General features: G+C 57.7%; 19 protein-coding genes. 14 read left to right on the plus strand and 5 right to left on the minus strand.

What is annotated here, in order from left to right; all coding sequences use genetic code 11:
• Positions 1–54 precede the first annotated feature (54 nt).
• Positions 55–1,557, plus strand: coding sequence for an ATPase domain-containing protein (locus CUN63_RS28040; protein WP_129444255.1), 1,503 nt, complete (start codon positions 55–57; stop codon positions 1,555–1,557).
• Positions 1,558–1,571: 14 nt separating this feature from the next.
• Positions 1,572–3,224 carry an ATP-binding protein gene (locus tag CUN63_RS28045; protein WP_371928238.1) on the plus strand — a complete coding sequence of 551 codons (1,653 nt, stop codon included), beginning with the start codon at positions 1,572–1,574 and terminating at the stop codon, positions 3,222–3,224.
• Between the two features lie 105 nt (positions 3,225–3,329).
• Here the strand turns inward: CUN63_RS28045 and CUN63_RS28050 are convergent, their stop codons facing one another.
• The 5 genes from CUN63_RS28050 to CUN63_RS28070 form a co-directional block, all read right to left on the minus strand.
• Positions 3,330–3,707 carry a response regulator gene (locus CUN63_RS28050; protein WP_129444259.1) on the minus strand — a complete coding sequence of 126 codons (378 nt, stop codon included), beginning with the start codon at positions 3,705–3,707 and terminating at the stop codon, positions 3,330–3,332.
• A gap of 77 nt (positions 3,708–3,784) precedes the next feature.
• Positions 3,785–4,966 carry a hybrid sensor histidine kinase/response regulator gene (locus CUN63_RS28055; RefSeq protein WP_129444261.1) on the minus strand — a complete coding sequence of 394 codons (1,182 nt, stop codon included), beginning with the start codon at positions 4,964–4,966 and terminating at the stop codon, positions 3,785–3,787.
• Positions 4,960–5,553: a chemotaxis protein CheB gene (locus CUN63_RS28060; protein ID WP_129444263.1), complete on the minus strand. Its 594-nt coding sequence runs from the start codon at positions 5,551–5,553 to the stop codon at positions 4,960–4,962. The genes CUN63_RS28055 and CUN63_RS28060 overlap by 7 nt, the downstream gene beginning before the upstream one ends.
• Complete coding sequence (locus tag CUN63_RS28065; protein WP_129444265.1) at positions 5,550–6,383, minus strand: protein-glutamate O-methyltransferase CheR; 834 nt, start codon at positions 6,381–6,383, stop codon at positions 5,550–5,552. Before CUN63_RS28065 ends, CUN63_RS28060 begins: the two co-directional genes overlap by 4 nt.
• Positions 6,383–9,874, minus strand: coding sequence for a response regulator (locus CUN63_RS28070; RefSeq protein WP_129444267.1), 3,492 nt, complete (start codon positions 9,872–9,874; stop codon positions 6,383–6,385). The genes CUN63_RS28065 and CUN63_RS28070 overlap by 1 nt, the downstream gene beginning before the upstream one ends.
• Positions 9,875–10,136: 262 nt before the next feature.
• On the opposite strand from CUN63_RS28070, the gene CUN63_RS28075 reads away from it, so the two are divergent.
• The 12 genes from CUN63_RS28075 (at position 10,137) to xylB (ending at position 24,616) form a co-directional block, all read left to right on the plus strand.
• Positions 10,137–10,496 (plus strand): response regulator, encoded by a 360-nt coding sequence (locus CUN63_RS28075; RefSeq protein WP_129444269.1) that lies wholly within the window; start codon positions 10,137–10,139, stop codon positions 10,494–10,496.
• Between the two features lie 165 nt (positions 10,497–10,661).
• Complete coding sequence (locus CUN63_RS28080) at positions 10,662–12,167, plus strand: PhoPQ-activated protein PqaA family protein (protein ID WP_129444272.1); 1,506 nt, start codon at positions 10,662–10,664, stop codon at positions 12,165–12,167.
• A 167-nt stretch (positions 12,168–12,334) separates the two neighbouring features.
• On the plus strand, positions 12,335–13,630 hold the full coding sequence (locus CUN63_RS28085) for a glycosyltransferase (protein ID WP_129444274.1): 1,296 nt from the start codon (positions 12,335–12,337) through the stop codon (positions 13,628–13,630).
• Positions 13,631–13,768: 138 nt separating this feature from the next.
• A complete protein-coding gene (locus CUN63_RS28090; protein ID WP_129444276.1) occupies positions 13,769–14,626 on the plus strand; it encodes a phospholipase in 858 nt (285 codons plus the stop codon).
• Between the two features lie 190 nt (positions 14,627–14,816).
• Complete coding sequence (locus CUN63_RS28095) at positions 14,817–15,698, plus strand: phospholipase (protein WP_129444278.1); 882 nt, start codon at positions 14,817–14,819, stop codon at positions 15,696–15,698.
• Between the two features lie 79 nt (positions 15,699–15,777).
• Positions 15,778–16,683, plus strand: a complete 906-nt coding sequence (locus CUN63_RS28100) for an AraC family transcriptional regulator (RefSeq protein ID WP_129444280.1) — start codon at positions 15,778–15,780, stop codon at positions 16,681–16,683.
• A 320-nt stretch (positions 16,684–17,003) separates the two neighbouring features.
• Positions 17,004–18,314 carry a sugar ABC transporter substrate-binding protein gene (locus CUN63_RS28105; RefSeq protein ID WP_129444283.1) on the plus strand — a complete coding sequence of 437 codons (1,311 nt, stop codon included), beginning with the start codon at positions 17,004–17,006 and terminating at the stop codon, positions 18,312–18,314.
• Between the two features lie 161 nt (positions 18,315–18,475).
• Positions 18,476–19,402: a carbohydrate ABC transporter permease gene (locus CUN63_RS28110; protein ID WP_046055095.1), complete on the plus strand. Its 927-nt coding sequence runs from the start codon at positions 18,476–18,478 to the stop codon at positions 19,400–19,402.
• Between the two features lie 10 nt (positions 19,403–19,412).
• Positions 19,413–20,243, plus strand: coding sequence for a carbohydrate ABC transporter permease (locus tag CUN63_RS28115; RefSeq protein ID WP_129444285.1), 831 nt, complete (start codon positions 19,413–19,415; stop codon positions 20,241–20,243).
• A 126-nt stretch (positions 20,244–20,369) separates the two neighbouring features.
• The gene (locus CUN63_RS28120) at positions 20,370–21,473 is read left to right on the plus strand and encodes an ABC transporter ATP-binding protein (protein WP_129444287.1); all 1,104 of its coding nucleotides are present in this window, start codon (positions 20,370–20,372) and stop codon (positions 21,471–21,473) included.
• Positions 21,474–21,488: 15 nt separating this feature from the next.
• Positions 21,489–22,961: a mannitol dehydrogenase family protein gene (locus CUN63_RS28125; RefSeq protein ID WP_129444289.1), complete on the plus strand. Its 1,473-nt coding sequence runs from the start codon at positions 21,489–21,491 to the stop codon at positions 22,959–22,961.
• A 158-nt stretch (positions 22,962–23,119) separates the two neighbouring features.
• Positions 23,120–24,616, plus strand: coding sequence for a xylulokinase (xylB, locus tag CUN63_RS28130; RefSeq protein ID WP_129444291.1), 1,497 nt, complete (start codon positions 23,120–23,122; stop codon positions 24,614–24,616).
• Positions 24,617–24,624 lie beyond the last annotated feature (8 nt).

Genomic DNA, 24,624 nt, shown 5'->3' on the forward strand with positions numbered 1-24,624 from the left:
TTCAGGCACTTACGGCCTGCTGCCTCGTTTCCCCTAGTCATGAGAGGGCATTTTTTGTCTACATCAAACGAGTTGATCAGTGCAAAAGCCGCCACCGGCATCGAAGGTCTGGATGACATCCTGGCCGGTGGACTGTCCCGCGGCCATGTGTTTTTACTGGAGGGTGAACCCGGAACCGGCAAAACCACCGTCGCTTTGCATTTTCTGTTGGCCGGCGCCCGAGCCGGCGAGCGCTCGTTGTACATCACGTTGTCGGAAACCGAGCGGGAGCTGCGACAGGGTGCGTTGTCCCACGGCTGGGAGTTGGATGAGAACATCTACATCTTCGAGCTGACGCCCCCGGAAAGCCTGCTCAATGCCGAGCATCAGCAGAGCTTGTTGTATTCCTCGGACCTTGAGCTGGGCGAAGCTACCAAGCAGATTTTCGAAGTGGTCGAACGGGTCAAGCCGACCCGCGTGGTGCTCGACAGTCTTTCCGAGATCCGTCTGCTGGCCCAAAGCTCATTGCGCTACCGTCGCCAGATCCTCGCGATCAAACATTACTTCGTGCGCTATGACGCCACGGTGGTGTTGCTGGACGACCTGACCACCGAATCCCTCGACAAAACCGTGCACAGTGTGGCCCACGGCGTCATTCGCCTTGAGGAACTGACCCCCAATTATGGCGCCGAGCGTCGGCGGATCCGTGTGGTGAAATACCGTGGTCAGAAGTACCGAGGCGGGTTTCACGACTTCACCATCATGGGCGATGGCGTACATGTGTTTCCGCGGCTGGTGGCCGCCGAGCATCGCGGTCGCTATGTCCGCCAGCAGTTGACCAGCGGCATCAAGGCCATGGACGCCCTGCTCGGCGGCGGGATCGAGACCGGTTCCAGCACGTTGATCCTCGGCCCGGCCGGTACCGGCAAATCGCTGATCTCGATGATCTTCGCCGCTGCCGCCGTGGCCCGTGGCGAAAAAGCCGCGCTGTTCATTTTCGATGAAGAGCTCGGTTTGCTGTTCGAGCGCATGAAGAACATCGGCATCGACCTCAAGGCGCTGCAAGACACCGGCAACCTGCTGATCGAGCAAGTGGACGCGGCAGAGTTGTCCCCCGGAGAGTTTTCCTACCGGGTTCGTCGCTGCGTCGATGAGGGCAATATCAAGACCGTGGTGATCGACAGCATCAACGGCTATCAAGCGGCGATGCCAGAGGAAAACGCGCTGGTACTGCACATGCACGAGCTGCTGCTGTACCTCAATCGCCAGGGTGCCGCGACCTTCATGACCGTCGCCCAGCATGGACTGGTCGGTGACATGCAAGCCCCCGTGGACATCACCTATCTGGCCGATACGGTCATCCTGCTGCGCTACTTCGAGGCATTGGGCAAGGTTCGCCGGGCGATCTCGATCATCAAGAAACGCACCGGCAGCCATGAATCGACCATTCGTGAATACCGCATCAGCGCTCAGGGCATGACCATTGGTGAACCGCTGGATGCATTTCAGGGGGTATTGCGGGGTGTCCCGACCTATCTGGGTGCCAGCAATCCTTTGCTTGAGGAACAAAGCCCGTGATTGCCCAGGAAGCGATGTCCGAGCGCGCGATCATTCTCGCGCCGCTGGGTCGCGACAGCCAAATTGCGCTGATGATGCTCAATGAAGCGGGTTACGACGGGGTGATTACTCGGGACCTGGTGGCGTTATGCAGCGAGCTGGAGCAAGGGGCAGGATTGCTGTTGATCTCTTCCGAGGCCTTGTTGGGCGGTGATCTTGAACCGCTGCTCGGCCTGATCGAGCAACAGCCGGCCTGGTCGGACCTTCCGATTGTATTGATGACCTACCATGGCGGCCCGGAACAAAACCCGGCGTCGCGCTACGGCCCACAATTGGGGAACGTGACCTTTCTTGAGCGCCCCTTTCACCCGGTCACGTTGATCAGCCTGGTGACCACCGCGTTGCGCGGACGTCGACGACAGTACGAAGCCAGGGACCGGCTGATCGATCTGAGTCAAAGCGAACTGCGGTTGCAAAACACCCTCGAAACCCTCGAACAGCAGGTCGAGGAACGCACCGCCCAGCTACGACACAATGAAGAAGCCCTGCGCCAATCGCAGAAGATGGAAGCGGTCGGCCAGCTCACCGGCGGTATTGCCCACGACTTCAACAACATGCTGACCGGCATCATCGGCAGTCTGGAGTTGCTGCGTCGACGCCTGGCCCGGGGTCGTACAGAAGACTTGGACAGTCTGATCGATCTTGGGGTGACCTCAGCCAATCGCGCGGCGGGCCTGACCCACCGTCTGCTGGCGTTTTCACGGCGTCAGTCGCTGGACTCCAAACCTGTGGAGATGAACACCCTGGTGATCTCCATGGGTGAATTGCTTCAGCGCAGCATCAACGAAAGCATTCAGTTGGACATGCAGCTAGACGAGCAACTCTGGGTGGCCGAAGCCGATCCCAACCAATTGGAAAGCGCCCTGCTCAATCTGGTGATCAATGCTCGGGATGCGATGCCCGACGGCGGCAAACTGGTGGTGAAAACCAGCAATCAGTATCTGGACATTGGCTTCACCGAGGCCCAGAGCAACCTTCAACCAGGTGATTACGTGGTGCTGAGCGTCACAGACACCGGGTGTGGCATGCCGCAAAGCACCATCAACCGGGCCTTTGATCCGTTCTTTACCACCAAACCCATCGGCCAGGGCACAGGCCTTGGATTGTCGATGATATATGGCTTCAGCAAGCAATCACGCGGCCACGTCGCCATTCACAGCGAAGTGGGCAAAGGCACCACGGTGAGTCTGTTTCTCCCGCGATTCGGCGGTGTCGTGCCTCAGGACAGCCCGGTGGACGTCCAGCACGCTCCGTTCGCACAGCATGGAGAAACGGTGCTGATCGTCGAGGACGATCCGGCGGTTCGGGTGTTGGTCAGTACGGTGCTGAGTGATCTGGGCTATGCCTTCGTCGAGGCTGGCGATGCCGACAGCGCGGTGCCGATTCTCGACTCCGGGCAGCGTATCGATCTGTTGATCAGCGACGTTGGATTGCCCGGCATGAATGGCCGGCAACTGGCAGAAATCGGCCGCCAATACCGGCCGGATCTCAAGGTGTTGTTCATCACCGGCTACGCCGAACACGCGGCGGTGCGCGGTGGTTTCCTTGATCCTGGCATGCAGATGATCACCAAGCCGTTCACCTTCGACCTGCTGACGGCGAAGGTGCGGGAGATGATCCGGATTTGAAGATCACTCGTGTAGGAGCTGCCGAAGGCTGCGATCTTTTGATCTTGCTTTTATAAGATCAAAAGATCGCAGCCTTCGGCAGCTCCTACGATAGTACGCGGGATATCAGGAAAGCATTTCCTGCATAAGCTCTTGCAGCACTTCCAGATCGAACGGCTTGGCCAGGATCGGTGCTTTACGGGTGATCGGGCTGTCCGTCTCGCGGATCTCCTGCGGATAACCGCTGATAAAGATCACCTTGAGTTCCGGTCGCAGCTTCACGGCAGGTTCGGCAATCTGGACGCCAGAGATTCCGCCCGGCAGGCGGAAGTCGGTGATCATCATGTCCAGGTGCGGTTTGCTCGACAGAATTTCGAAGGCCTGCTCGCCGTTTTCGGCCTGCAATACCCGGTAGCCCTCACCCGACAGATAGGCCGACAGCACCATCAAAATCGAGGGGTCATCTTCGACGATCAATACGACGTCTTGTGCATCTTCACTCATGGGAAGCCTTTGTTCGGTCAATAGCTGCTGATACGACCGTGGGGTCGATCAGAGGTTGCGTTTTTCTGGCTGTTTTCCTACAGCGGCAGACAAACGCGAAACAAGGCGCCTTCGCCAATCCGGCTTTCGACGGTAATGGAACCGCCATGGGCGGCCACAATCTGCTCGGAAATAAATAAGCCCAGGCCCAACCCCGCGACAGCGTGTTTGGCCGTGACGCGTTCGAACTGCTGGAAAATACGCTTCTGGTTCTCTTCGCTGATACCGATCCCAAGGTCGCGCACTTCCACCCGAGCCTGACCGCTCCCACTGTACACCTTAACGGTGATCGGACTCTTGGCGCCGTAGCGCAAAGCATTGGTCAGCAGGTTGGAAATCACCTGTTCAACGCGAAATTCGTCCCAGCTGCCCACCACCGGTTGCTCGGCCTCCAGGGTGACCGATGACTCGGCAGCATCGATCTGCGGTGCAAAGTTCTGCAACAAGCCGCGAACCAGCGTCGACAGATCGAAGCGCGTCGGTCGGATCGACAACTTGCCGGTACGAATGCGCGACACATCGAGCATGTCTTCGATCAGGCGGATCAGGCTTTTGATCTGCCGCTCGTCGCGGTCGACCATCGCGTGCATCTTGTCCAGGGTGAACGCCGCGGCGTTATCCCGGTCCAGGTGCATCTTGCGCAATTGGGTTTCGAGGATCAGGCCATTGAGCGGCGTGCGGACTTCGTGGGCAACGATGGACATGAAGTCATCACGCATGCGCACCGATTGCTCCAGTTCCAGCTGGGTACTTTGTAATTGCTTGAGCAGCGTTTCCTGCTCGCGGCGGCTTTGCTCCAGCTCTTCGACCTGCTGTTTCATCGCCTTGCTTTGGCGAAACAGCTCGACGAACACGTTGACCTTGCTCTTGACCGCGTGAATATCCAGCGGCTTGTAGAGGAAATCCACGGCGCCGCTTTCGTAGCCCTTGAACGCGTAGTTCAACTCACGACCGGCGGCACTGACGAACACGATCGGGATGTTCTTGGTCTTTTCCGTGCCGCGCATCAGCTCGGCCAGTTCGAAGCCGTTCATGCCGGGCATCTGCACGTCGAGAATGGCCATGGCAAACTCGTGTTGGAGCAACAGCGACAAGGCTTCGTCGGCGGACAAAGCTTTATAGACGATACGGTCTTCGCGCCTGATCAACGCTTCGAGCGCCAACAAGTTCTCCGGCAGATCGTCGACGATCAGCAATTTGGCCTGGATAGTACTTAGCATGCGATTCGTTCCAGCTCGACAAGCAGACGGCCGATGCCGCGTATAGGGAGAATATGGTCCGGCTGGTGTATATCAAGCGCAGCCTGAGGCATGGTCGCGACCTGGGCTTCATCCGGGTCCTGGACGATGGTCATGCCGCCACGGCGCTTGACCTGAGCCAGGCCGTGGGCGCCATCGCGGTTGGCGCCGGTCAACAACACGGCGGCCAAGGCTGAACCGTAGGCATCGGCGGCCGACTCGAACAGGTAATCAATGGCCGGTCGCGAATAATGCACGCGGGCTTCCAGGCTCAAGGAAAAACTGTGGTCCTGCTCCACCGACAAGTGATAACCCGGTGTCGCGAAATAGAGCGTTCCCGCTTCGACCCGCGTCTTGTCGCGGGCTTCCAGTACAGGCATGGCTACTCGCCGTGCGAACACCTCGGCCAGTTGGCTGCGACGTTCGTCCGGCAGGTGCAAAACCACGATGATCGGCAGCTTGAAGCCTTCTCGCAGTGGAGTGAGGATGTTCAGCAATGCCTCCACACCGCCGGCCGAGGCGCCGATCACGATGGCCTCTATAGAAGGTAAATTCGCTGCACTGTTCATGATTTGCGGTAAATCCGTTCTTGTTTGACCAACGGTTGGAACTGGTTGCCGTAGGCCGAAAAATCCAGGGTTTCCTTGCTGCCCAGCACCAAAAATCCTCGATGGCAAAGGGATTCATGAAACAAACCGAACGCACGATCCTGAAGCTTTTTGTTGAAATAAATCAAAACATTACGACACGAAATTAATTGAGTTTCTGAAAAGACACTGTCGGTCGCGAGGCTGTGATCGGCGAAGGTCACGTTCTCACACAGTGTCTTGTCAAAAATGGCGTAACCGTAAGCCGCCGTGTAGTAGTCGACGAACGAACGCTGGCCACCTGCCTGCTGGTAGTTATGAGTGTAGGCGCGGACATTCTCCATGGAGAAAATCCCTTGCTTGGCCTTGTCCAGCGAGCGCGGATTGATGTCGGTGGCGTAGATGATGGTGCGATCGAGCAAGCCCTCTTCACGCAGCAGAATAGCCATCGAATAGACCTCTTCCCCCGTGCTGCAACCGGCGATCCAGATCTTGATCGAGGGGTAAGTCTTGAGCAGCGGCACCACTTCCTTGCGGATCGCCAGGAAATGCGAAGGGTCGCGGAACATTTCGCTGACCGGGATCGTCAGCAGTTGCAGTAACTGCATGAACGCCGTCGGGTCGTGCAGGACCTTTTCCTGCAACGCTGAAATGGTCGTGCACTCGAACTGGCTCAACGCGTGATTGACCCGGCGCTTGATCGAAGCGCCGGAGTAGTCGCGAAAGTCATAGCTGTATTTGAGGTAGATCGCCTCGATCAACAAGCGAATTTCGATTTCGCTATTTCGCTCCACTGAAAAATTGCGTTCCACTAAATGCGTTCCATTTTTGGTAACCACACGCGAATCAGCGAGAACAGGCGATCCAGGTCAATGGGCTTGGCCAGGTAATCATTGGAGCCCGCTTGCAAGCAGCGCTCCTGATCGTCCTTCATGGCCTTGGCCGTCACCGCAATGATCGGCAGCTTGCGCCAGCGCGGGTCCTTGCGAATCTCGATGGTGGCTTCGTAGCCATCCATCTCCGGCATCATCACGTCCATCAACACCAGATCGATGTCCTCGACTTCATTCAGTCTTTCAATCGCTTCACGGCCGTTCCGGCCGATGACCACGACTGCACCCTTTTGCTCCAGGGCACTGGTGAGGGCGAAGATATTGCGTACATCGTCGTCCACCAGCAGCACCTTGCGACCCTCGAAAACCTTGTCGCGGCTGCGCGCGGTCTTGAGCATCCTCTGGCGCTCATGGGACAACCTGGATTCGACTTTGTGCAGAAAGAGTGTGACCTCATCCAGCAAACGCTCTGGCGAGCGCGCGCCCTTGATGATGATCGAGCGCGAATACTTGCGCAGGTCCGCCTCTTCGTCCCGGGTCAGGTTGCGCCCGGTGTAGACGATCACCGGCGGGAACGAGCAGATATCTTCGGTGGACATACGCTTGAGCAGGTCGTTGCCGAGCATGTCCGGCAGCTTCAGGTCGATGATCATGCAGTCGAAAATCGTCGTGCGCAGCAGCTCCAGCGCGTCCTGCGCCAGGCCAACGGCAGTGATCTCGATGTCATCGTCGCCGATCAGCCGGGCAATGCTGTCGCGCTGTACATCATCGTCTTCGACCAGTAGGACCCGTTTGACCTTTTGGGTCAGCTTGGCCTCAAGGCGGGCAAACACGTCCTTGAGTTCTTCTCGGGTAGTCGGCTTGACCGCGTAACCAATGGCGCCCATGTGCATCGCGGCTTCGACCCGGTCTTCCACCGAAATCACATGCACCGGAATGTGCCGGGTTTCAGCGTGTTCCTTCAGGCGTTGCAACACAGTCAACCCGGAATGATCCGGCAGGCGCATGTCCAGCAGAATGGCGTCCGGGATGAACTCCTTGGCCAGGTCGTAACCCTCGTCGGCGCCGTGCGCCACCAGGCATTGATACCCCAGCTCATGCGCCAGGTCATAAAGAATATTGGCAAAGTTCGGCTCGTCTTCCACCACCAGAATGCAACGAGTGGCGAAGGGCGCCTTGGTGCGATCGTCGTCGAAACGCGGAATATCGACATCAGCAATCAACGGCACCAGCGCGGCCGGCGTCACTCTCGGTGTAATGGCCACCGGCGTGGCTCTCATCGGTTCGACAGGCTCTTCGCCCGGTTCAACGTATTGCTGCGGCAAAACCAGCGTAAACACACTGCCCTGCCCCGGCTCGCTGGTGACACTGATGGAACCGCCGAGCAAGGCGGCCAGGTCACGGGAAATCGACAAGCCCAGGCCGGTGCCGCCGTAACGGCGATTGGTGGTGCCATCGGCCTGGCGGAAGGCTTCGAAAATGCTCTCCTGCTGATCCGCGGCAATGCCAATCCCCGAATCGCGAATGATAAAGGCGATACCGTCGCCTGGCTGGCTGGCGACCGTCAGGCTGACCGTACCTCTTTCGGTGAATTTCACCGCGTTGGACAGCAGGTTCTTAATCACCTGTTCCAGACGCTGGCGATCGGTGAAGATCATCATCGGCGCACCGGCCTGCACCTCGACCTGGAAATCCAGTTTCTTGTCGGTCGCCAGGGGTTGGAACATCCCGCGCAAGCCATCCACCAGACGCGCGACACTGGTGTTCTCCGGTCGAATCTCAAGCTTGCCGGCCTCGACCTTGGAGATGTCGAGAATGTCGTTGATCAAGTTGAGCAAATCATTGCCGGCGGAGTAGATCGACTCGGCGAACTTGACCTGCTCGGCGCTGAGATTTTCCTGGGGGTTTTCCGCCAGCAACTTGGCCAGGATCAACGAGCTGTTCAGCGGCGTGCGCAACTCGTGGGACATGTTGGCGAGGAATTCAGACTTGTACTTGCTCGAGCGCTGCAACTCTTCGGCGCGTTCTTCGAGCTGGGTCTGGGCCTGATTGAGCTCGGTGTTCTTCAGGTCCATGGCGTCGCGCTGCTCGGCCAGTCTCCCGGCCTGCTCGGCGAGCTGCTCATTGGTTTGTTCAAGCTCGACCTGCTGGGTCTCCAGATGCGCCTGAGATTCCTTGAGAATCCGCGACTGCTCTTCCAGTTCTTCGTTGGCGGTCTTGAGTTCTTCTTGCTGAACCTGCAGCTCTTCGTTGAGCTGTTGAGTTTCGGCCAGCACTTCCTGCAAGCGCTGGCGATAGCGAGCGGCCTCGATGGACGTACCGATGTTGCCGGCAATCAACTGAAGCAATTCGACATCGCGGTCCGTCAGCGGGCGCAGGAAGCCCAGTTCGATCACACCGTTGACCCGATCGTCGTCACTGGTCGGCACGACCAGCACGCTATGCGGCAGACCTTCGCCCAGGCCGGAGCTGACCTTGAAGTAATCGCTCGGTACGTCATCGAGACGAATCAAGCGAGCCTGGTTCGCTACCTGGCCGACAATGCCTTCATCGCTGTAAATCTGCTGTTCGCGCGCTTCCTGCTCGCGAGAGAAACCGTAGGAGGCAATGCGCTTGAGACCGCCATGGTCTTCGCGGACATAAATGGCTGCTACGGCAGAGCCCAGGTACTGCGCACAGAACTGCAGAATGTTGCGGCCCAGCAGATTAAGCGACAGTTGCCCCAGCACTTGTTCGGCCAGTTCGGTCTGCCCATTGCGCAGCCAGGCCTGCTGCTCCAGACGCTGGGCGCTGGCCTGTTGCGAGGCGAGGTTGGCGCTGTAACTTTGTGAAAGGTTGAGCAAGTCCCGACGGCCAATGTAGGCCAGCAATGCGCTGATCCCGGCGATGAACAACAGGTAAAGGCTGATGCTCCAGATCGTGGTGCGGCGCACGTCCTCGTTGCGCGTGGTGCGCAACTGTTGCTCCATGTCGATCACGTCTTCGAATTGCTTGCGGATCTCATCGGTCAGCCGCTTGCCGCGCCCGGCCTTTACCGCGCTGCGGTAATCGCCGCTGGATCGCTGCAATTCAATTATTGCCTGCGCGTAAGTGGCCCATTCATTCTGCAAGGCCTGGAGCCGGTGCAGACGGTCGGTCTGCACCGGGTTGTCCGCGGTCAGTTCGAGCAAGGTATTGAGGGCGACAGCGATTCGCGGCTTGGCCATTTCGTACGGTTCAAGGAAGTGCTCGTCGCCAGTGAGCAGGAAGCCGCGCATACCGGTTTCCAGATCGACGGTCAGCTTGATCGATTCATTGGCGTTATTGATCACCCGGGCGGTGTGCTCAACCCACTGGATCATCGACAGCAGATAAGTAATCAGCGAAACAAAGAACACTGCACTGAGCACGCCGACACCCAACGGCAGGCTGACGTTGCGGCTCAGGAGTTTACGGAATCGTTGCTCATCAACCGAAGACGCGGATGTCATGGGGGAAACCTTGTCGAGCTGTTGAAAACCAAGGAGTTTGCCCCAAAAGCGGCGGAGTGATCCAATTTTCTGACGCGTTTTCGCGCAAAATCCTACATTCCACTGCTCCAACGCAAAGGAGCGGTTATCCTTGTCAGCACGAGTACAGCTATTCTTTTTTCCACGGCGTTGGGAACTTGTCGGGTTCCGTCACTTACTCAAACAAGAGCCCGGCGATTTCGATCGACCGGCAACCGCGAATTCAACCTGAGAACCCCCCACTATGTACTCCAACACGTCCATCATCCTTGTAGTCGAAGACGATGACATCGTGCGCATGCTGATTGTCGATGTGCTGGAGGAGCTGGAGTTCAAGGTGCTTGAGGCCGATGGAAGTGAAAAGGCGCTGGAATTCCTCAACGATGAAGATCAGTACATCGATTTGATGATGACAGACGTCGGTTTGCCGGTGATGGACGGCCGTGAATTGGCCACCCAGGCCCGGATGCTGCGCCCTGAGTTGCCGATCCTGTTTGCCAGTGGCTATGCCGAAAGCATTGATGTGCCCGAAGGTATGCACGTGATTGGTAAACCGTTTTCCATTGATCAGTTGCGCGACAAGGTCAAAGGCATGCTGGTCTGAGACAGTTGACAGGGCATCCTGGCCCCAGCACTTTTCTGCATAAACCGACGTAAGGCTGCATTTTTCGGCGTTTTTGGGCTCTGACCTGTCAAGTTTGACAGTAGAAAAGGCCGCCCGCCTGGCGTTTGATTGGACCGGTGATCCCACTCATAAGGAACCGAGTCCATGCCGAGTCGAACCGAACGCTACGCACGTAATTTGAAAATCAGCGGATTATTGCTGATGCTCATCGCCGGATATGGTTGCCAGTCAGCCTCTTCCGACAATCCCCAGCACTGCTTTGAACAGAGCGGACAGGCGTTCAGCGAAGTATTGAGCTGCTATCGCAAAGCCGAAGCGACGCAACCGCTGCGCTACATCAGTAAGGGACAAGAGCAACAGCCCGGCGTCAACATCCGGCGCTTCGAGTTGACGTCACAGTCCTGGGGCCAGGGCGGTCAAGTCGCCCCGGCCGGCTGGACCCATGGAGTCGACCTGTACATTCCCGACAACGTCAAGGGTACGCGTGCCGTGCTGGTCGCCAACGACGGCGTCAACAACCCTTTGTCCGGTGAGTCTCCGGGAGCACCCAACAACTTTTCGCAGCAAACACTGCTCAACATTGCCCGCCAAACCGGTTTGATCGTAGTGGCTGTCAGTAATGTCCCTAACCAGTATTTGACCTACAACGATGACGGCGTGCCGCGTACAGAAGATGGCAGCGTTGCCCACAGCTGGAAGCTGTTCATGCAGGGTCCGAAACAACAGCCTTTTATGTCGCTGCATGTGCCGATGATGGAAGCGCTGGTCAAGGCCATGGACCTGGCGCAAAAGGAAACGCAGCCAGGCCAGGTGCGGAGTTTCCTGGCCACCGGCGCATCGAAACGCGGTTGGGCGGTATGGCTGTCCGCCCTTGCGGACTCACGCGTCGATAGCATCGTGCCGTTTGTTATTGACGTCTTGAACACGGAAAAAGTGTTCGACCAGACGTTTCTCGCCTACGGCGGTAACTGGCCACTGGCGTACATCGACTACTACATGCAAGGCGTGATAGCCCAACGCAAGACCGAGCCGTTCAAGCAGCTGATGCAGATCGAAGATCCGATGACCTATCGGAATCTGTCCGGCTACACCGACCGCTTGAAGATCCCGAAATACATCGTCAACGCCAGTGGCGATGACTTCTTCATCCCGGATGCTTCACGCCAGTATCTTGCGGATCTGCCGGGTGACAATACACTTCGGGTCATTCCCAATTCCGCCCACGATGTGCGGGCGTTTGTTGAAGCGAACCTGATTCCTTATATCAAGCGGCGGCAGACCGGCAATACCGCACCGAGATTAAAGGCACAGGAACAACGCCTTGACGCCACATCGACCAAGTTGCACCTGACCTTGTCCGAAATACCGATCAGGATGACCCAGTGGACAGCCCGCAACCCGCAGGCTCGGGACTTCCGGTACAACTGCGGCGTGCGCTACACCGCAGTACAATTGCCGGCCTCAATGGACGTCCAGACGACTCTCCGTGCTCCCAAGGTGGGTTGGAGCGCAGAGTTCTTCGAAGCTGAGTACGCGGACGGCGTTGTCGAGACGACGATGGTCAAGGTTCTTCCGGATACGTATCCGAATCAGGCACCACCCGCCGACGAGGCGTTTTGCAGAACGCTACCCGCCACCCTGGGTCAGTAAATCAAGACACGACAATCTCAACCCTTTTGCTCTGTGGGGTTGTCGTGTTTCCTTGACTGTTCTGGGTCATCCATTTTTTTGCGCCTGACACCGGAGCGTTCAGTTCAATGCCACACTTGCTGTGGTTTAATTGCGCCCTACCCGATTACCCGTCTCAAGGAATACCGATGACCCAGCCCCGCGCAACCAACGTCCTGGTCATTGGTTACGTCTGGCCCGAGCCCCGCTCTTCAGCGGCCAGTGGGCACATGATGCAAATTCTCGAGACCTTCTTGCAGCAAGACTGGGACATTACGTTCAGTAGCCCGGCCGGCACCGGTGAACACCGGGCAGACCTGACGGTCTTGGGCATTCGCGAAGTCCCGATCGAATTGAACAACAGCAGTTTCGACACCTTTATCAGCGAACTGGCCCCCGATATCGTTCTGTTCGATCAGTTCATGATGGAAGAACAGTTCGGCTGGCGCGTTGAAAAACACTGTCCCGCTGCCTTGCGCGTGCTTGAGACCTCCGATCTGCGAAGCCTGCGAGATGCCCGCCATCAACGCCTCAAGGAGCGCTTGAAGGCCAGCGACGACGCCAATGATTTCAATCAACTGTTCGCGCCGGCATTACGTGAAGAGTTTGAGCTCATGGCCCAGACCGATCTGGCCAAACGGGAAATCGCAGCGATTTATCGTTGCGACTTGAGTCTGATGGTTTCCGAAGTAGAGATCGAGTTGCTGGTCGAGCAATTCAAGCTGCCGCGCCACTTGCTGCACTGGTGTCCGCTGATGGTTGATCTACCGAGCGCGCCCCCGGTTTCGTTTGAAGACCGCGCGCACTTTCTCAGCATCGGCAACTTCCGTCATGCGCCCAACTGGGATGCGGTGCTCTGGATGAAAACCACTATCTGGCCGCTGATCCGCGCGCAACTGCCCGCCGCTCAGTTGCACATATACGGTGCTTACACGCCCCCCAAGGCGACTGCGCTGCACAACGCCAGCCAGGGTTTTCATGTAATGAACTGGGCAGAAGATGCGTTAGAAGTCATGTCTGGCGCGCGTATCTGTCTTGCGTCCCTACGCTTTGGTGCTGGTATCAAAGGCAAGATTGTCGACGCCATGTTGTGTGGCACGCCCACGATCACAACGCCAATCGGCGCAGAAGCAATGCATGGCGAACATCTCTGGCCGGGGGCTGTGACCCGTACAGCACAGGCGTTCGCCGATAGCGCGGTTCAGCTGTACAAGGACGAGGCTCTGTGGACGGACGCCCAATCCCAAGGGAAGACATTGTTGGCCGATCGTTATCGACAATCGGAACATGGTCCGGCGCTGATCGAAAAGTTGTTGTATTGCCAACAATACTTGGCACAACTTAGAAGCGACAACTTTACGGGAAGCATGTTGCGTCATCACCACCATAAAAGTACGCAATACATGGCGCAATGGATTGAAGCGAAGAATCGAAATCCGTTATAGAACTCACACCAACAACAAACATTTTGCATTACCGCTGTTATTGACCGAACCCAACATCCTCCTTATAAACACCCAGCCAAACTTAGTTAAGTTCGGCACCATCAACCCTTCTTATAAATAAATGCAAGGATGCATTAAATGAGCAACTACGCCAATAATAACTGGATGTCCGCCACGCCGGCCATTGACACTTTATCGCTCTGCGAACTGACTCTGCCTGGCACTCATAATGCTGGCTGCGACTGGAAAGCGTCCTGGCCGTTTTTCGGCCCTCCCGCCCACTGGGTGGCCTGTCAGCATGAATCGTTCTACAACCAACTGTGTCATGGGTCCCGAGCACTTGATGCCCGTTTGATTTATGACGCCACTGCCCCAGGGTTAGGAAAATTCATATTTTTACATGACAGTTACCGTTCTAACCGCACGTTGGGAAACCTGGTAACCGATCTAAATAAATTCCTTTTGGAAAACCCTGATGAATTTGTCATTCTGGATTTTCACCAACTTAAGGACGGCAAGCAACCATTTGACTTCAAATACTTCAACGACATGATATTGAGGTTTATCGGCGATCGAATGATTCCTGCCCAAAACCAGGGCCTGAGCCTTAATAGACTCAAGCAAATCAGTCCACGCCAAAGGATACTGGTCGCGACCCCATGGCACAGTGCTCTTGATCGAAATGTATTTCATGAGCAGATCAAGCACAAATGGTCTGGCAGCGGTATTACCAGCACCGCGGATTTGGAAAAGCACATTATTAATGTGCTGAAATACCCGCCAGGCACATGGGCACCATGGTCGCTTTCCGCCACCAGTTACAGCGCTCTCGGCGGCCCCGTGGACATTCATGATGAGCTTAACTCCTGGTTCGACCCGAAGAAAAATGACTGGGCGTTAAAGTGCAACATCATCAATGTCGACTTTATTGAAGAGTCCAACATTGTCTCTTATTGCCGAACTGTAAACCTGACCAAAGCGAGCAAGCGAAATTAACAATTTTCGCGCCATCAAATAGCTATTCTTGTGTAAGTGTTTCCACCGCTGGCAATACTGCCACGCACCTCTATGCTGGGTCATGAAGCCTTTTGTCTCAGGCGAGTGATACGGATGTAGCACCCAGCCACATCCGACACATGAACTTCTTCTCCCCATGGATGGGGCGAATCAACGACAAGGAACTGTCATGACCCGCAATACAGCAACCACACTCGACAAACAGCGATGGATGAGCAACGTACTGGATATCGGCCAGTTGAAGCTGACTGATATTGTCTGGCCCGGCACGCACAACGCTGGCATGGACAAAAAAGCGCCCAACTATGAGGTGGTGGTCGGCAACTGGACAACGTGCCAGAGCGACTCATTTGCCTGGCAACTGGCCAACGGCGCACGGGCGTTCGATATCCGGCTTGGCTGTACCGCCGGCCCGGTAGTACCGGTGTTCTACTTCCATCACAACGGCTATCAATCCCACCGCATTCTTGATGAACTGATCGACGCGGTGACGACATTCCTCGACCGAAACCCGAACGAATTCATCGTCCTCGACTTCCACCAGTTAGGGGATGCGGCGAAGCTTTTCGACTACCAACAACTCAATGATCTACTGATGCGCCGCCTGGGCTCGCGCTTGATCCGTCCTTCGGACGCGCGCAGTACAGTGGAACAGCTCAAGCGCGCCAGTTCGCAGCGCCGCATTGTCATGGCAGCACAGGCAAAACCCGGACTCGACAGTGATTATTTCTGGCCGCAAATACCTCACAAGTGGAACGGCAAGGTATTCACCGACACCATCGATCTGCAATCGCATATCCAGACCACCCTTGTGGGGGCGCCTTACGAGAGATTTCTCTGGTCTTTGCCGGCGACGTGCTATTCGCTGTTGGGTGGCCCGCAGCACATCAAAAATCAAATCAACGACTGGTTCCACACCACCCGCGACTGGGTCACCCGTTGCAGCATCATCAGCACCGATTTTTTTGACGAGGCGGATATTGTCCGCTACTGCTGGAGCGCCACCAGCATGAAAGCGGTTTACGGAGACAGGTTGCACGCGCCGGCCTAAGCGAAAGCCATAGCAGGCTGGCACAGCAGGCGCCAAAAGAGGCATGATCCGATAGCGATAACAAGAAAAGCGTCCTGACATGACCCGAACAGCCCGCGTGACAGACCCCTCCTACGAACTGATGGACGACCATAACGGGTTGTCCATCATCTATCGTCAGCACGGTTTTCCCTGCCCGTTGGTGCGCTGGCATTTTCACAAGGAATACGAACTGCACCTGATCGTCGCCAGCTCCGGCAAAGTGTTCATCGGTGACTACATCGGTAACTTCTATCCGGAATCGCTGTTTCTCACCGGCCCCAACCTGCCCCACAACTGGATTAGCCAGGTGGCCGAAGACGAAGTGGTGCCCAAGCGCGACATGCTGGTCAATTTCACGGACGAGTTGTTCGACAGCGGCCACTTGGTGTTTGCCGAGCTCAAGACGCTGGCGCCGCTGTTGGAGCGCGCCCAGTACGGCATCGAGTTTCGCTGCAAGCGCACTATCCGCCAGGCCATGACTTTGATGCAGCGCATCGCCGACACCAAAGGCGTTACGCGCCTCGGGCACTTTTTCATTCTGCTGGAGTTGCTGGCGACCTCTGACGACTATCAGCTGCTGTCCGGGGCCACGACACCGCAATTGGCCGACGAGCACAATATTGATCGCACCAACCGGGCGGTGGATTACATCTTCGCGCATTACGCCCGTGAACTGCCGCTGGAGGAAGTCGCCGAGCATTTGGGCATGAAGCCGACTTATTTCAGTCGAGTGTTCAAGCAAGCCACCGGCCGCTGTTTCATCGAATTCGTCAATCGACTGCGCATCAGCAAATCCTGTGAGCTGTTGGCCGACGGTGACAAACCGGTAACCGATGTGTGTTTCGAATCGGGCTTCAACAATATTTCCAACTTCAATCGGCGCTTTCAGCAACTCAAGGGCATGACGCCGTCCCATTACCGGCGGTTGGCGGTGCAGCGGTTGACTGAGCAAAATCTCGGGTAAAGAAAGATCAAAAGATCGCAGGCTTCGCCAGCTCCTACAGGGGATCGCATTCCAATGTAGGAGCTGGCGGAGCCTGCGATCTTTTGATCTTGGGGCCCGAAAACCTGTACGGAATCCATAGGGTCTAACCGCTAAAAAGCCGTTCCCTGCACCTCTCCTTCCAAACCCAAGTGCAAAATAGTATCGATTCAAGTGCGATGGATGATTTGTCACGTCATCAATTGAAGGCTGTAATCAGTGCACATTCTTCCTGCCGTCGGAAGACACAAAAACAATAACTGTCCTTCTGTAACCCGCCGGGTGCAGAAAAGGAGTGCACGATGCAACCTTCTGTAAAAGCTCTGCTTGCCCTCACCTGCATGACCCTCAGCAGCGTCAGCCTCGGCGCCCAGACCCTGACCATCGCCACCGTCAACAACAGCGACATGATCCGCATGCAAAAACTCTCGAAAACCTTCGAGGCCGAGCACCCGGACATCAAGCTCAATTGGGTGGTGCTGGAAGAAAATGTCCTGCGCCAACGCCTGACCACCGACATCGCCACTCAGGGCGGACAGTTCGATGTACTGACCATTGGCATGTACGAAGCCGCACTCTGGGGCGCCAAGGGTTGGCTGGAGCCGATGAAGGATTTGCCGGCCAGCTACGCCCTCGACGATGTGTTTCCATCGGTGCGTGAAGGCCTGTCGGTCAAGGGTTCGCTCTATGCCTTGCCCTTCTACGCTGAAAGCTCCATCACCTATTACCGTACCGACCTGTTCAAGGAAGCCGGGCTGACCATGCCCGAGCATCCGACCTGGACCCAGATCAGTGAATTCGCCAGCAAGCTCACCAATAAGGATAAAGAACAGTACGGCATTTGCCTGCGCGGCAAGGCCGGTTGGGGCGAGAACATGGCGCTGATCACCACCGTCGCCAATGCCTATGGTGCGCGCTGGTTCGATGAGCAGTGGAAGCCGGAATTCACCGGCCCCGAGTGGAAAAACGCGCTGAACTTCTACGTCGACACCATGAAGAACTCCGGTCCACCGGGTGCATCGAGCAACGGTTTCAACGAAAACCTCGCGCTGTTTAACAGTGGCAAGTGCGCGATCTGGGTTGATGCCAGCGTCGCCGGTTCCTTCGTCACCGACAAGACCCAAAGCAAGGTCAGCGACCACGTCGGCTTCACCTACGCACCGCACGAGACCACCGACAAGGGCTCGGCTTGGTTGTATTCCTGGGCGCTGGCGATTCCGACCAGTTCCAAGGCCAAGGACGCCGCGAAAACCTTCAGCGCCTGGGCCACTTCCAAGGAATATGGCGCTTTGGTTGCCGAGAAAGACGGCATTGCCAACGTGCCGCCAGGTACTCGCGCTTCGACGTACAGCGATGAGTACATAAAGGCTGCGCCGTTCGCCAAGGTGACCCTCGAGTCGCTGAAAGCTGCGGACCCGAGCAAACCGACCCTCAAGCCCGTGCCGTATATCGGCATCCAGTTGGTGACCATTCCTGAATTCCAGGCCGTGGGCACCCAGGTCGGCAAGCTGTTCTCGGCGGCACTGATCGGCCAGACCACGGTCGACCAGGCCCTGACCGCTGCCCAGTCAACCACAGAACGTGAAATGAAGCGCGCCGGTTACCCCAAGTAACCCCGCAGCTATCGCCTTCTGTGGGAGCGAGCTTGCTCGCGATGACGGCCTCCCATTCAACATTGTGGGTGACTGATCCACCGCCATCGCGAGCAAGTCGGATCGCCGCACCGTCGCTCCCACAGGATCTTCATAGGTCTGCATGAATCGGTTCTATCGCCATGAATATTTCAACTGCCAAAGCTCACATGGACATTCCCCAACCGGTGCGTAAAAGCCGGTTGGCCAACCCCGGCTGGTTTCTGGTCAGCCCCTCGGTGGCGTTGTTGTTGCTGTGGATGATCGTGCCGCTGGGCATGACCGTTTACTTCTCGCTGATCCGCTACAACCTGCTCTACCCTGGTGAGAACGAGTTCGTCGGGCTGGAGAACTTCAGCTACTTCCTCAGTGACTCGGGTTTCCTGCCCGGCGCCACCAACACCTTGTTGCTGGTCGGCAGCGTGCTGCTGATCAGCGTGGTGTTCGGCGTGTTGATCAGTGCGCTGCTGGAGGCCAGTGAGTTTCTCGGTCGCGGCATCGTACGGGTGATGCTGATCTCGCCATTTTTCATCATGCCCACCGTCGGTGCGCTGATCTGGAAGAACCTGATTTTCCACCCGGTCTCGGGGATCCTTGCCTACGTCTGGAAGCTGTTCGGCGCGCAGCCGGTGGACTGGCTGGCGCATTACCCGCTGCTGTCGATCATCATCATTGTGTCCTGGCAATGGCTGCCGTTCGCGATCCTGATCCTGATGACCGCCATGCAGTCCCTCGACCAGGAGCAGAAAGAAGCCGCGCGCCTCGACGGTGCCGGGCCGATCGCGATCTTCTGGCACCTGACCCTGCCGCACCTGGCACGCCCGATTGCGGTGGTGGTGATGATCGAAACCATCTTCCTGCTCTCGGTGTTCGCCGAAATCTTCACCACCACCAACGGCGGCCCCGGCTACGCCTCGACCAACCTCGCCTACCTGATCTACAACCAGGCGCTGGTGCAGTTCGACGTCGGCATGGCGTCCGCCGGTGGCTTGATCGCGGTGGTGATCGCCAACATCGCAGCCATCGTGCTGGTGCGGATGATCGGCAAAAACCTGACAGACAAAGCCTGAGGCCTGCGCCATGACCCTTCAACAATCCCGCCGCCTGCAAAGCCTGCTGCTCGGCACCCTGGCCTGGGCCATCGCGATCCTGATCTTCTTCCCGATCTTCTGGATGGTGATGACCAGTTTCAAAACCGAAATCGATGCGTTCGCCACGCCGCCGCAGTTCATCTTCACGCCGACGCTTGCGAACTACCTGCACATCAACGAGCGCAGTGATTACTTCAGCTTCGCCTGGAACTCGGTGGTGATTTCCTTCAGCGCCACAGCTCTGTGCCTGCTGATCGCGGTGCCGGCGGCCTACTCGATGGCGTTCTACGAAACCAAACGCACCAAAGGCACGCTGCTGTGGATGCTCTCCACCAAGATGCTGCCACCGGTGGGCGTGCTGATGCCGATCTACTTGCTGGCCAAGAGTTTCGGCCTGCTCGATACGCGCATCGCGCTGATCGTGATCTACACGCTGATCAACCTGCCGATCGTGGTCTGGATGATTTACACCTACTTCAAGGACATCCCCAAGGACATCCTCGAAGCCGCGCGCCTGGACGGTGCCACGCTGTGGCAGGAAATGGTCCGGGTGCTGCTGCCGATCGCCAAGGGTGGCCTGGCGTCCACGGTGCTGTTGTCGCTGATCCTGTGCTGGAACGAGGCGTTCTGGTCCTTGAACCTGACCTCGTCGAAAGCCGCGCCGCTGACCGCATTGATCGCCTCGTACTCCAGTCCCGAAGGTCTGTTCTGGGCCAAGTTGTCGGCGGTGTCGACGCTGGCCTGCGCGCCGATCCTGATCTTCGGCTGGATCAGCCAGAAACAATTGGTCCGCGGTCTGTCGTTCGGCGCCGTGAAATGAATCAAAAGCAAAAGATCGCAGCCTGCGGCAGCTCAGGGGCACCGCATCGGCCGGACGTTCCGTGTAGGTGCTGCCGAAGGCTGCGATCTTTTGATCTTAAAAAACAACAAGCGGAGGCCCACCACCATGGCCAACCTGAAAATCAAGAATCTGCAAAAAGGCTTCGAAGGCTTTTCCATCATCAAAGGCATCGACCTGGAAGTGAACGACCGCGAGTTCGTGGTGTTCGTCGGGCCGTCGGGCTGCGGCAAATCCACCCTGCTGCGCCTGATCGCCGGCCTGGAAGAAGTCAGCGGCGGCACCATCGAACTCGATGGCCGCGACATCACCGAAGTCAGCCCGGCCAAGCGCGACCTGGCGATGGTGTTCCAGACCTACGCCCTGTACCCGCACATGAGCGTGCGCAAAAACATGTCGTTTGCCCTCGACCTGGCCGGCGTACCGAAAACCGAAGTCGAGAAGAAAGTCGGCGAAGCGGCGCGCATCCTCGAACTCGGGCCGATGCTCGAACGTAAACCAAAACAGTTGTCCGGCGGTCAGCGTCAGCGCGTGGCCATCGGCCGGGCCATCGTGCGCAATCCGAAGATCTTCCTGTTCGACGAACCACTATCCAACCTCGACGCCGCCCTGCGCGTGCAGATGCGCCTGGAACTGTTGCGCCTGCACAAAGAACTGCAAGCCACGATGATCTACGTGACCCACGATCAGGTCGAAGCCATGACCATGGCCGACAAGGTTGTCGTACTCAATGGCGGCAAGGTTGAACAAGTGGGTTCGCCGCTGGATCTGTATCACCAGCCGGCCAACCTGTTTGTCGCCGGGTTCCTTGGCACGCCGAAAATGGGTTTCCTCAAGGGCAAAGTCACCCGCGTCGAAAGCCAGAGCTGTGAAGTGCTGCTGGACGCCGGAACCCGGATTACCTTGCCGTTGAGCGGTGCCAACCTGAGTGTCGGCGGAGCGGTGACGTTGGGCATTCGCCCGGAGCATCTGAATCTCGCGCAAACCGGCGACTGCACTTTGCAGGTCACGGCCGACGTCAGCGAACGCCTGGGCAGCGACACCTTCTGCCACGTGGTGACCTCGTCCGACGAAGCCTTGACGATGCGCGTTCGCGGCGACCTGGCCAGCCGTTATGGCGAGTCGCTGAGCCTGCATCTGGACGCCGAACACTGCCATTTATTCGATGCCGACGGTGTGGCGCTGACCCGCCCACTACGCGCTGCGGCCTGATTTCGAGACCTTGTGATGAAACTCAATAAACAAAACCTCAACCGCCTCGCCCCCGAGGTGGTCCTGCCCGCCTACGCCCTGAGCGACACCCGCCAAGGCATCGCGCACATCGGTGTCGGCGGTTTCCACCGGGCGCATCAGGCGTATTACACCGATGCGTTGATGAATACCGGCGAAGACCTGGACTGGGCGATTTGCGGCGTCGGTCTGCGCGCCGAAGACCGCCGCGCCCGGGACGATCTCAAAGAGCAGGATTACCTCTTCACCCTGTTCGAGCTGGGCGATACCGACGACGCCGAAGTCCGGGTCATTGGCGCGATTCGCGACATGCTGCTGGCCGAAGACGGTGCGCAAGCGCTGATCGACAAACTCGCCAGCCCCGAGATCCGTATCGTTTCGCTGACCATTACCGAAGGCGGCTACTGCATCGACGACAGCAACGGCGAGTTCATGGCCCAACTGCCGCAGATCCAGCACGATCTGGCACACCCGAACGCACCGAAAACCGTGTTCGGTTTTCTCTGCGCCGCGCTGGCCAAACGTCGTGCAGCCGGCACGCCTGCGTTCACCTTGATGTCCTGCGATAACCTGCCGCACAACGGCGCGGTCACTCGCAAAGCGTTACTGGCATTCGCCGCCCTGCGCGATGCCGAACTGGGGGACTGGATCGCCACCAACGTGAGTTTCCCCAATGCCATGGTCGACCGCATCACGCCGATGACCAGCACCGAACACAAGCTGCAACTGCACGATAAACACGCTATCGACGACGCCTGGCCGGTGGTCTGCGAACCGTTTGTGCAGTGGGTGCTGGAAGACAAGTTCGTCAATGGTCGTCCGGCCTGGGAAAAGGTCGGCGTGCAGTTCACTGACGACGTCACGCCTTATGAAGAGATGAAGATCAAACTGCTCAACGGCAGTCACCTCGCACTCACTTATCTGGGTTTTTTGAAGGGTTACCGCTTCGTTCACGAAACCATGAACGACCCGCTGTTCGTGCGCTACATGCGTGCCTATATGGACCTGGACGTGACCCCGCAGTTGTCACCCGTGCCGGGGATTGACCTGACCGAGTACAAAAACACCCTGGAAGCACGCTACTCCAACCAGGCGATTGCCGATCAGCTGGAGCGCGTGTGTTCGGACGGTTCGTCGAAGTTTCCGAAGTTCACGGTGCCGACGATCAATCGATTGATTGCTGATGGACGAGAGACGACGCGTGCGGCATTGGTGGTGGCCGCTTGGGCGTTGTACTTGAAGGGCGTGGACGAGAATGGCGATACGTATTCCATTCCGGATCCACGGGCGGCGTTCTGCCAGGCACTGGTGACCGATGATGCGTTGATCACCCAGCGGTTGCTGGAGGTTGAGGAAATTTTTGGTGCCGCGATTCCGCATTCACCGGAGTTCGTGGCGGCGTTTGAGTGGTGCTGTAACAGCTTGCGGGATGTTGGGGTGACAAAAACGTTGGAGCGGGTACTGGCGTAAGTACGGCGGTGAACCTGCTGCCGTCTTCGCGAGCAAGCCCGCTCCCACATTAGATAGCTGGCGTATACAACATTTGTGGCCACCTCAGATCAAGTGCGGGAGCGGGCTTGCTCGCTAATGGGTTCAACGAGATCGACCTGACACACCAAGGACATCCCATGGCAAACCAACAACTATTCCTCGGCATCGACTGCGGCACCCAAGGCACCAAAGCCATCATCCTCGACGCCGTCAGCGGTCAGGTGCTGGGCCAGGGCGCTGCAGCGCACAGCCTGATCAGTGGCGCCAATGGCCACCGCGAGCAAGACACCTCGCAATGGCTGGAAGCCTTCGCGCTTGCCACCCGCCGTGCATTGCTCGCGGCAAAGGTCGACGGCCAGGACATCCTCGGCATCGGCGTTTCCGGCCAGCAACATGGGTTGGTGCTGCTCGACGATCAGGGCCAGGTGCTGCGTCCGGCCAAACTCTGGTGTGACACCGAATCCACCCCGGAAAACGACCGTCTGCTGACCCATCTGGGTGGCGAAAAAGGCTCGCTGGAACGCCTCGGCGTTGTGATCGCGCCGGGCTACACCGTCTCAAAACTGCTCTGGAGCAAAGAACAACATCCAAAGATTTTCGCTCGCATCGCGCGCATCCTGCTGCCCCACGACTACCTCAACTATTGGCTCACCGGCCGCAGTTGCAGCGAGTACGGCGACGCCTCGGGCACCGGCTATTTCAACGTGCGCACCCGCCAGTGGGATTTGCAGCTGCTGCGTGACATCGATCCCACCGGGCGACTGCAAGCCGCGCTGCCGGAGCTGATCGACGCTCATCAAGCGGTCGGCACGATCCTGCCGAGCATCGCAGAACACCTGGGCATCAACCCGCAGGCGCTGGTCTCCAGCGGCGGTGGCGACAACATGATGGGCGCCATCGGCACCGGCAACATCAAGCCCGGCGCTATCACCATGAGCCTCGGTTCTTCGGGGACGATATACGCCTATGCGGATCAACCGAAGGTCAGTGCGGACGCTTCAGTCGCAACGTTCTGCTCCTCCAGCGGTGGCTGGCTGCCGCTGATCTGCACCATGAACCTGACCAACGCGACCGGTGTGATTCGGGAGTTGTTCGAGCTGGATATCGAACAGTTCAATGCCCTCGTCGCGCAAGCACCCATCGGTGCCGAAGGCGTGTGCATGCTGCCGTTCCTTAACGGCGAGCGCGTCCCCGCCCTGCCCCATGCCACCGGCAGCTTGCTGGGGTTGACGATGACCAACCTGACTCAGGCCAACCTGTGCCGCGCGGTGGTCGAAGGCACGACCTTCGGTTTGCGTTATGGACTGGACCTGCTGCGCCAGAATGGCTTACAAAGCCGCAGCATCTGCCTGATCGGCGGCGGCTCGAAAAGCCCGGTGTGGCGGCAGATCGTCGCTGACATCATGAACACCCCAGTCATCTGCACCGAACAAAGCGAAGCCGCGGCCCTTGGCGCCGCGATTCAGGCCGCGTGGTGCAAGTCCTGGGCAAACGGGCATGAAGACAGTCTGGCGGACCTTTGCGAGCGTTGCGTGAAGCTCGATCCAGCCAGCGAAACCTTGCCGATGGCAGACAATGTGGCAGCCTGTCAGCAGGCCTACGAACGCTATCAACAGCATGTCGCAACCCTTTAAAGAGTGAA

The sequence above is a fragment of the Pseudomonas sp. ACM7 genome (assembly GCF_004136015.1).
In the GTDB taxonomy this organism is placed as follows: Bacteria; Pseudomonadota; Gammaproteobacteria; order Pseudomonadales; family Pseudomonadaceae; genus Aquipseudomonas; species Aquipseudomonas frigoris.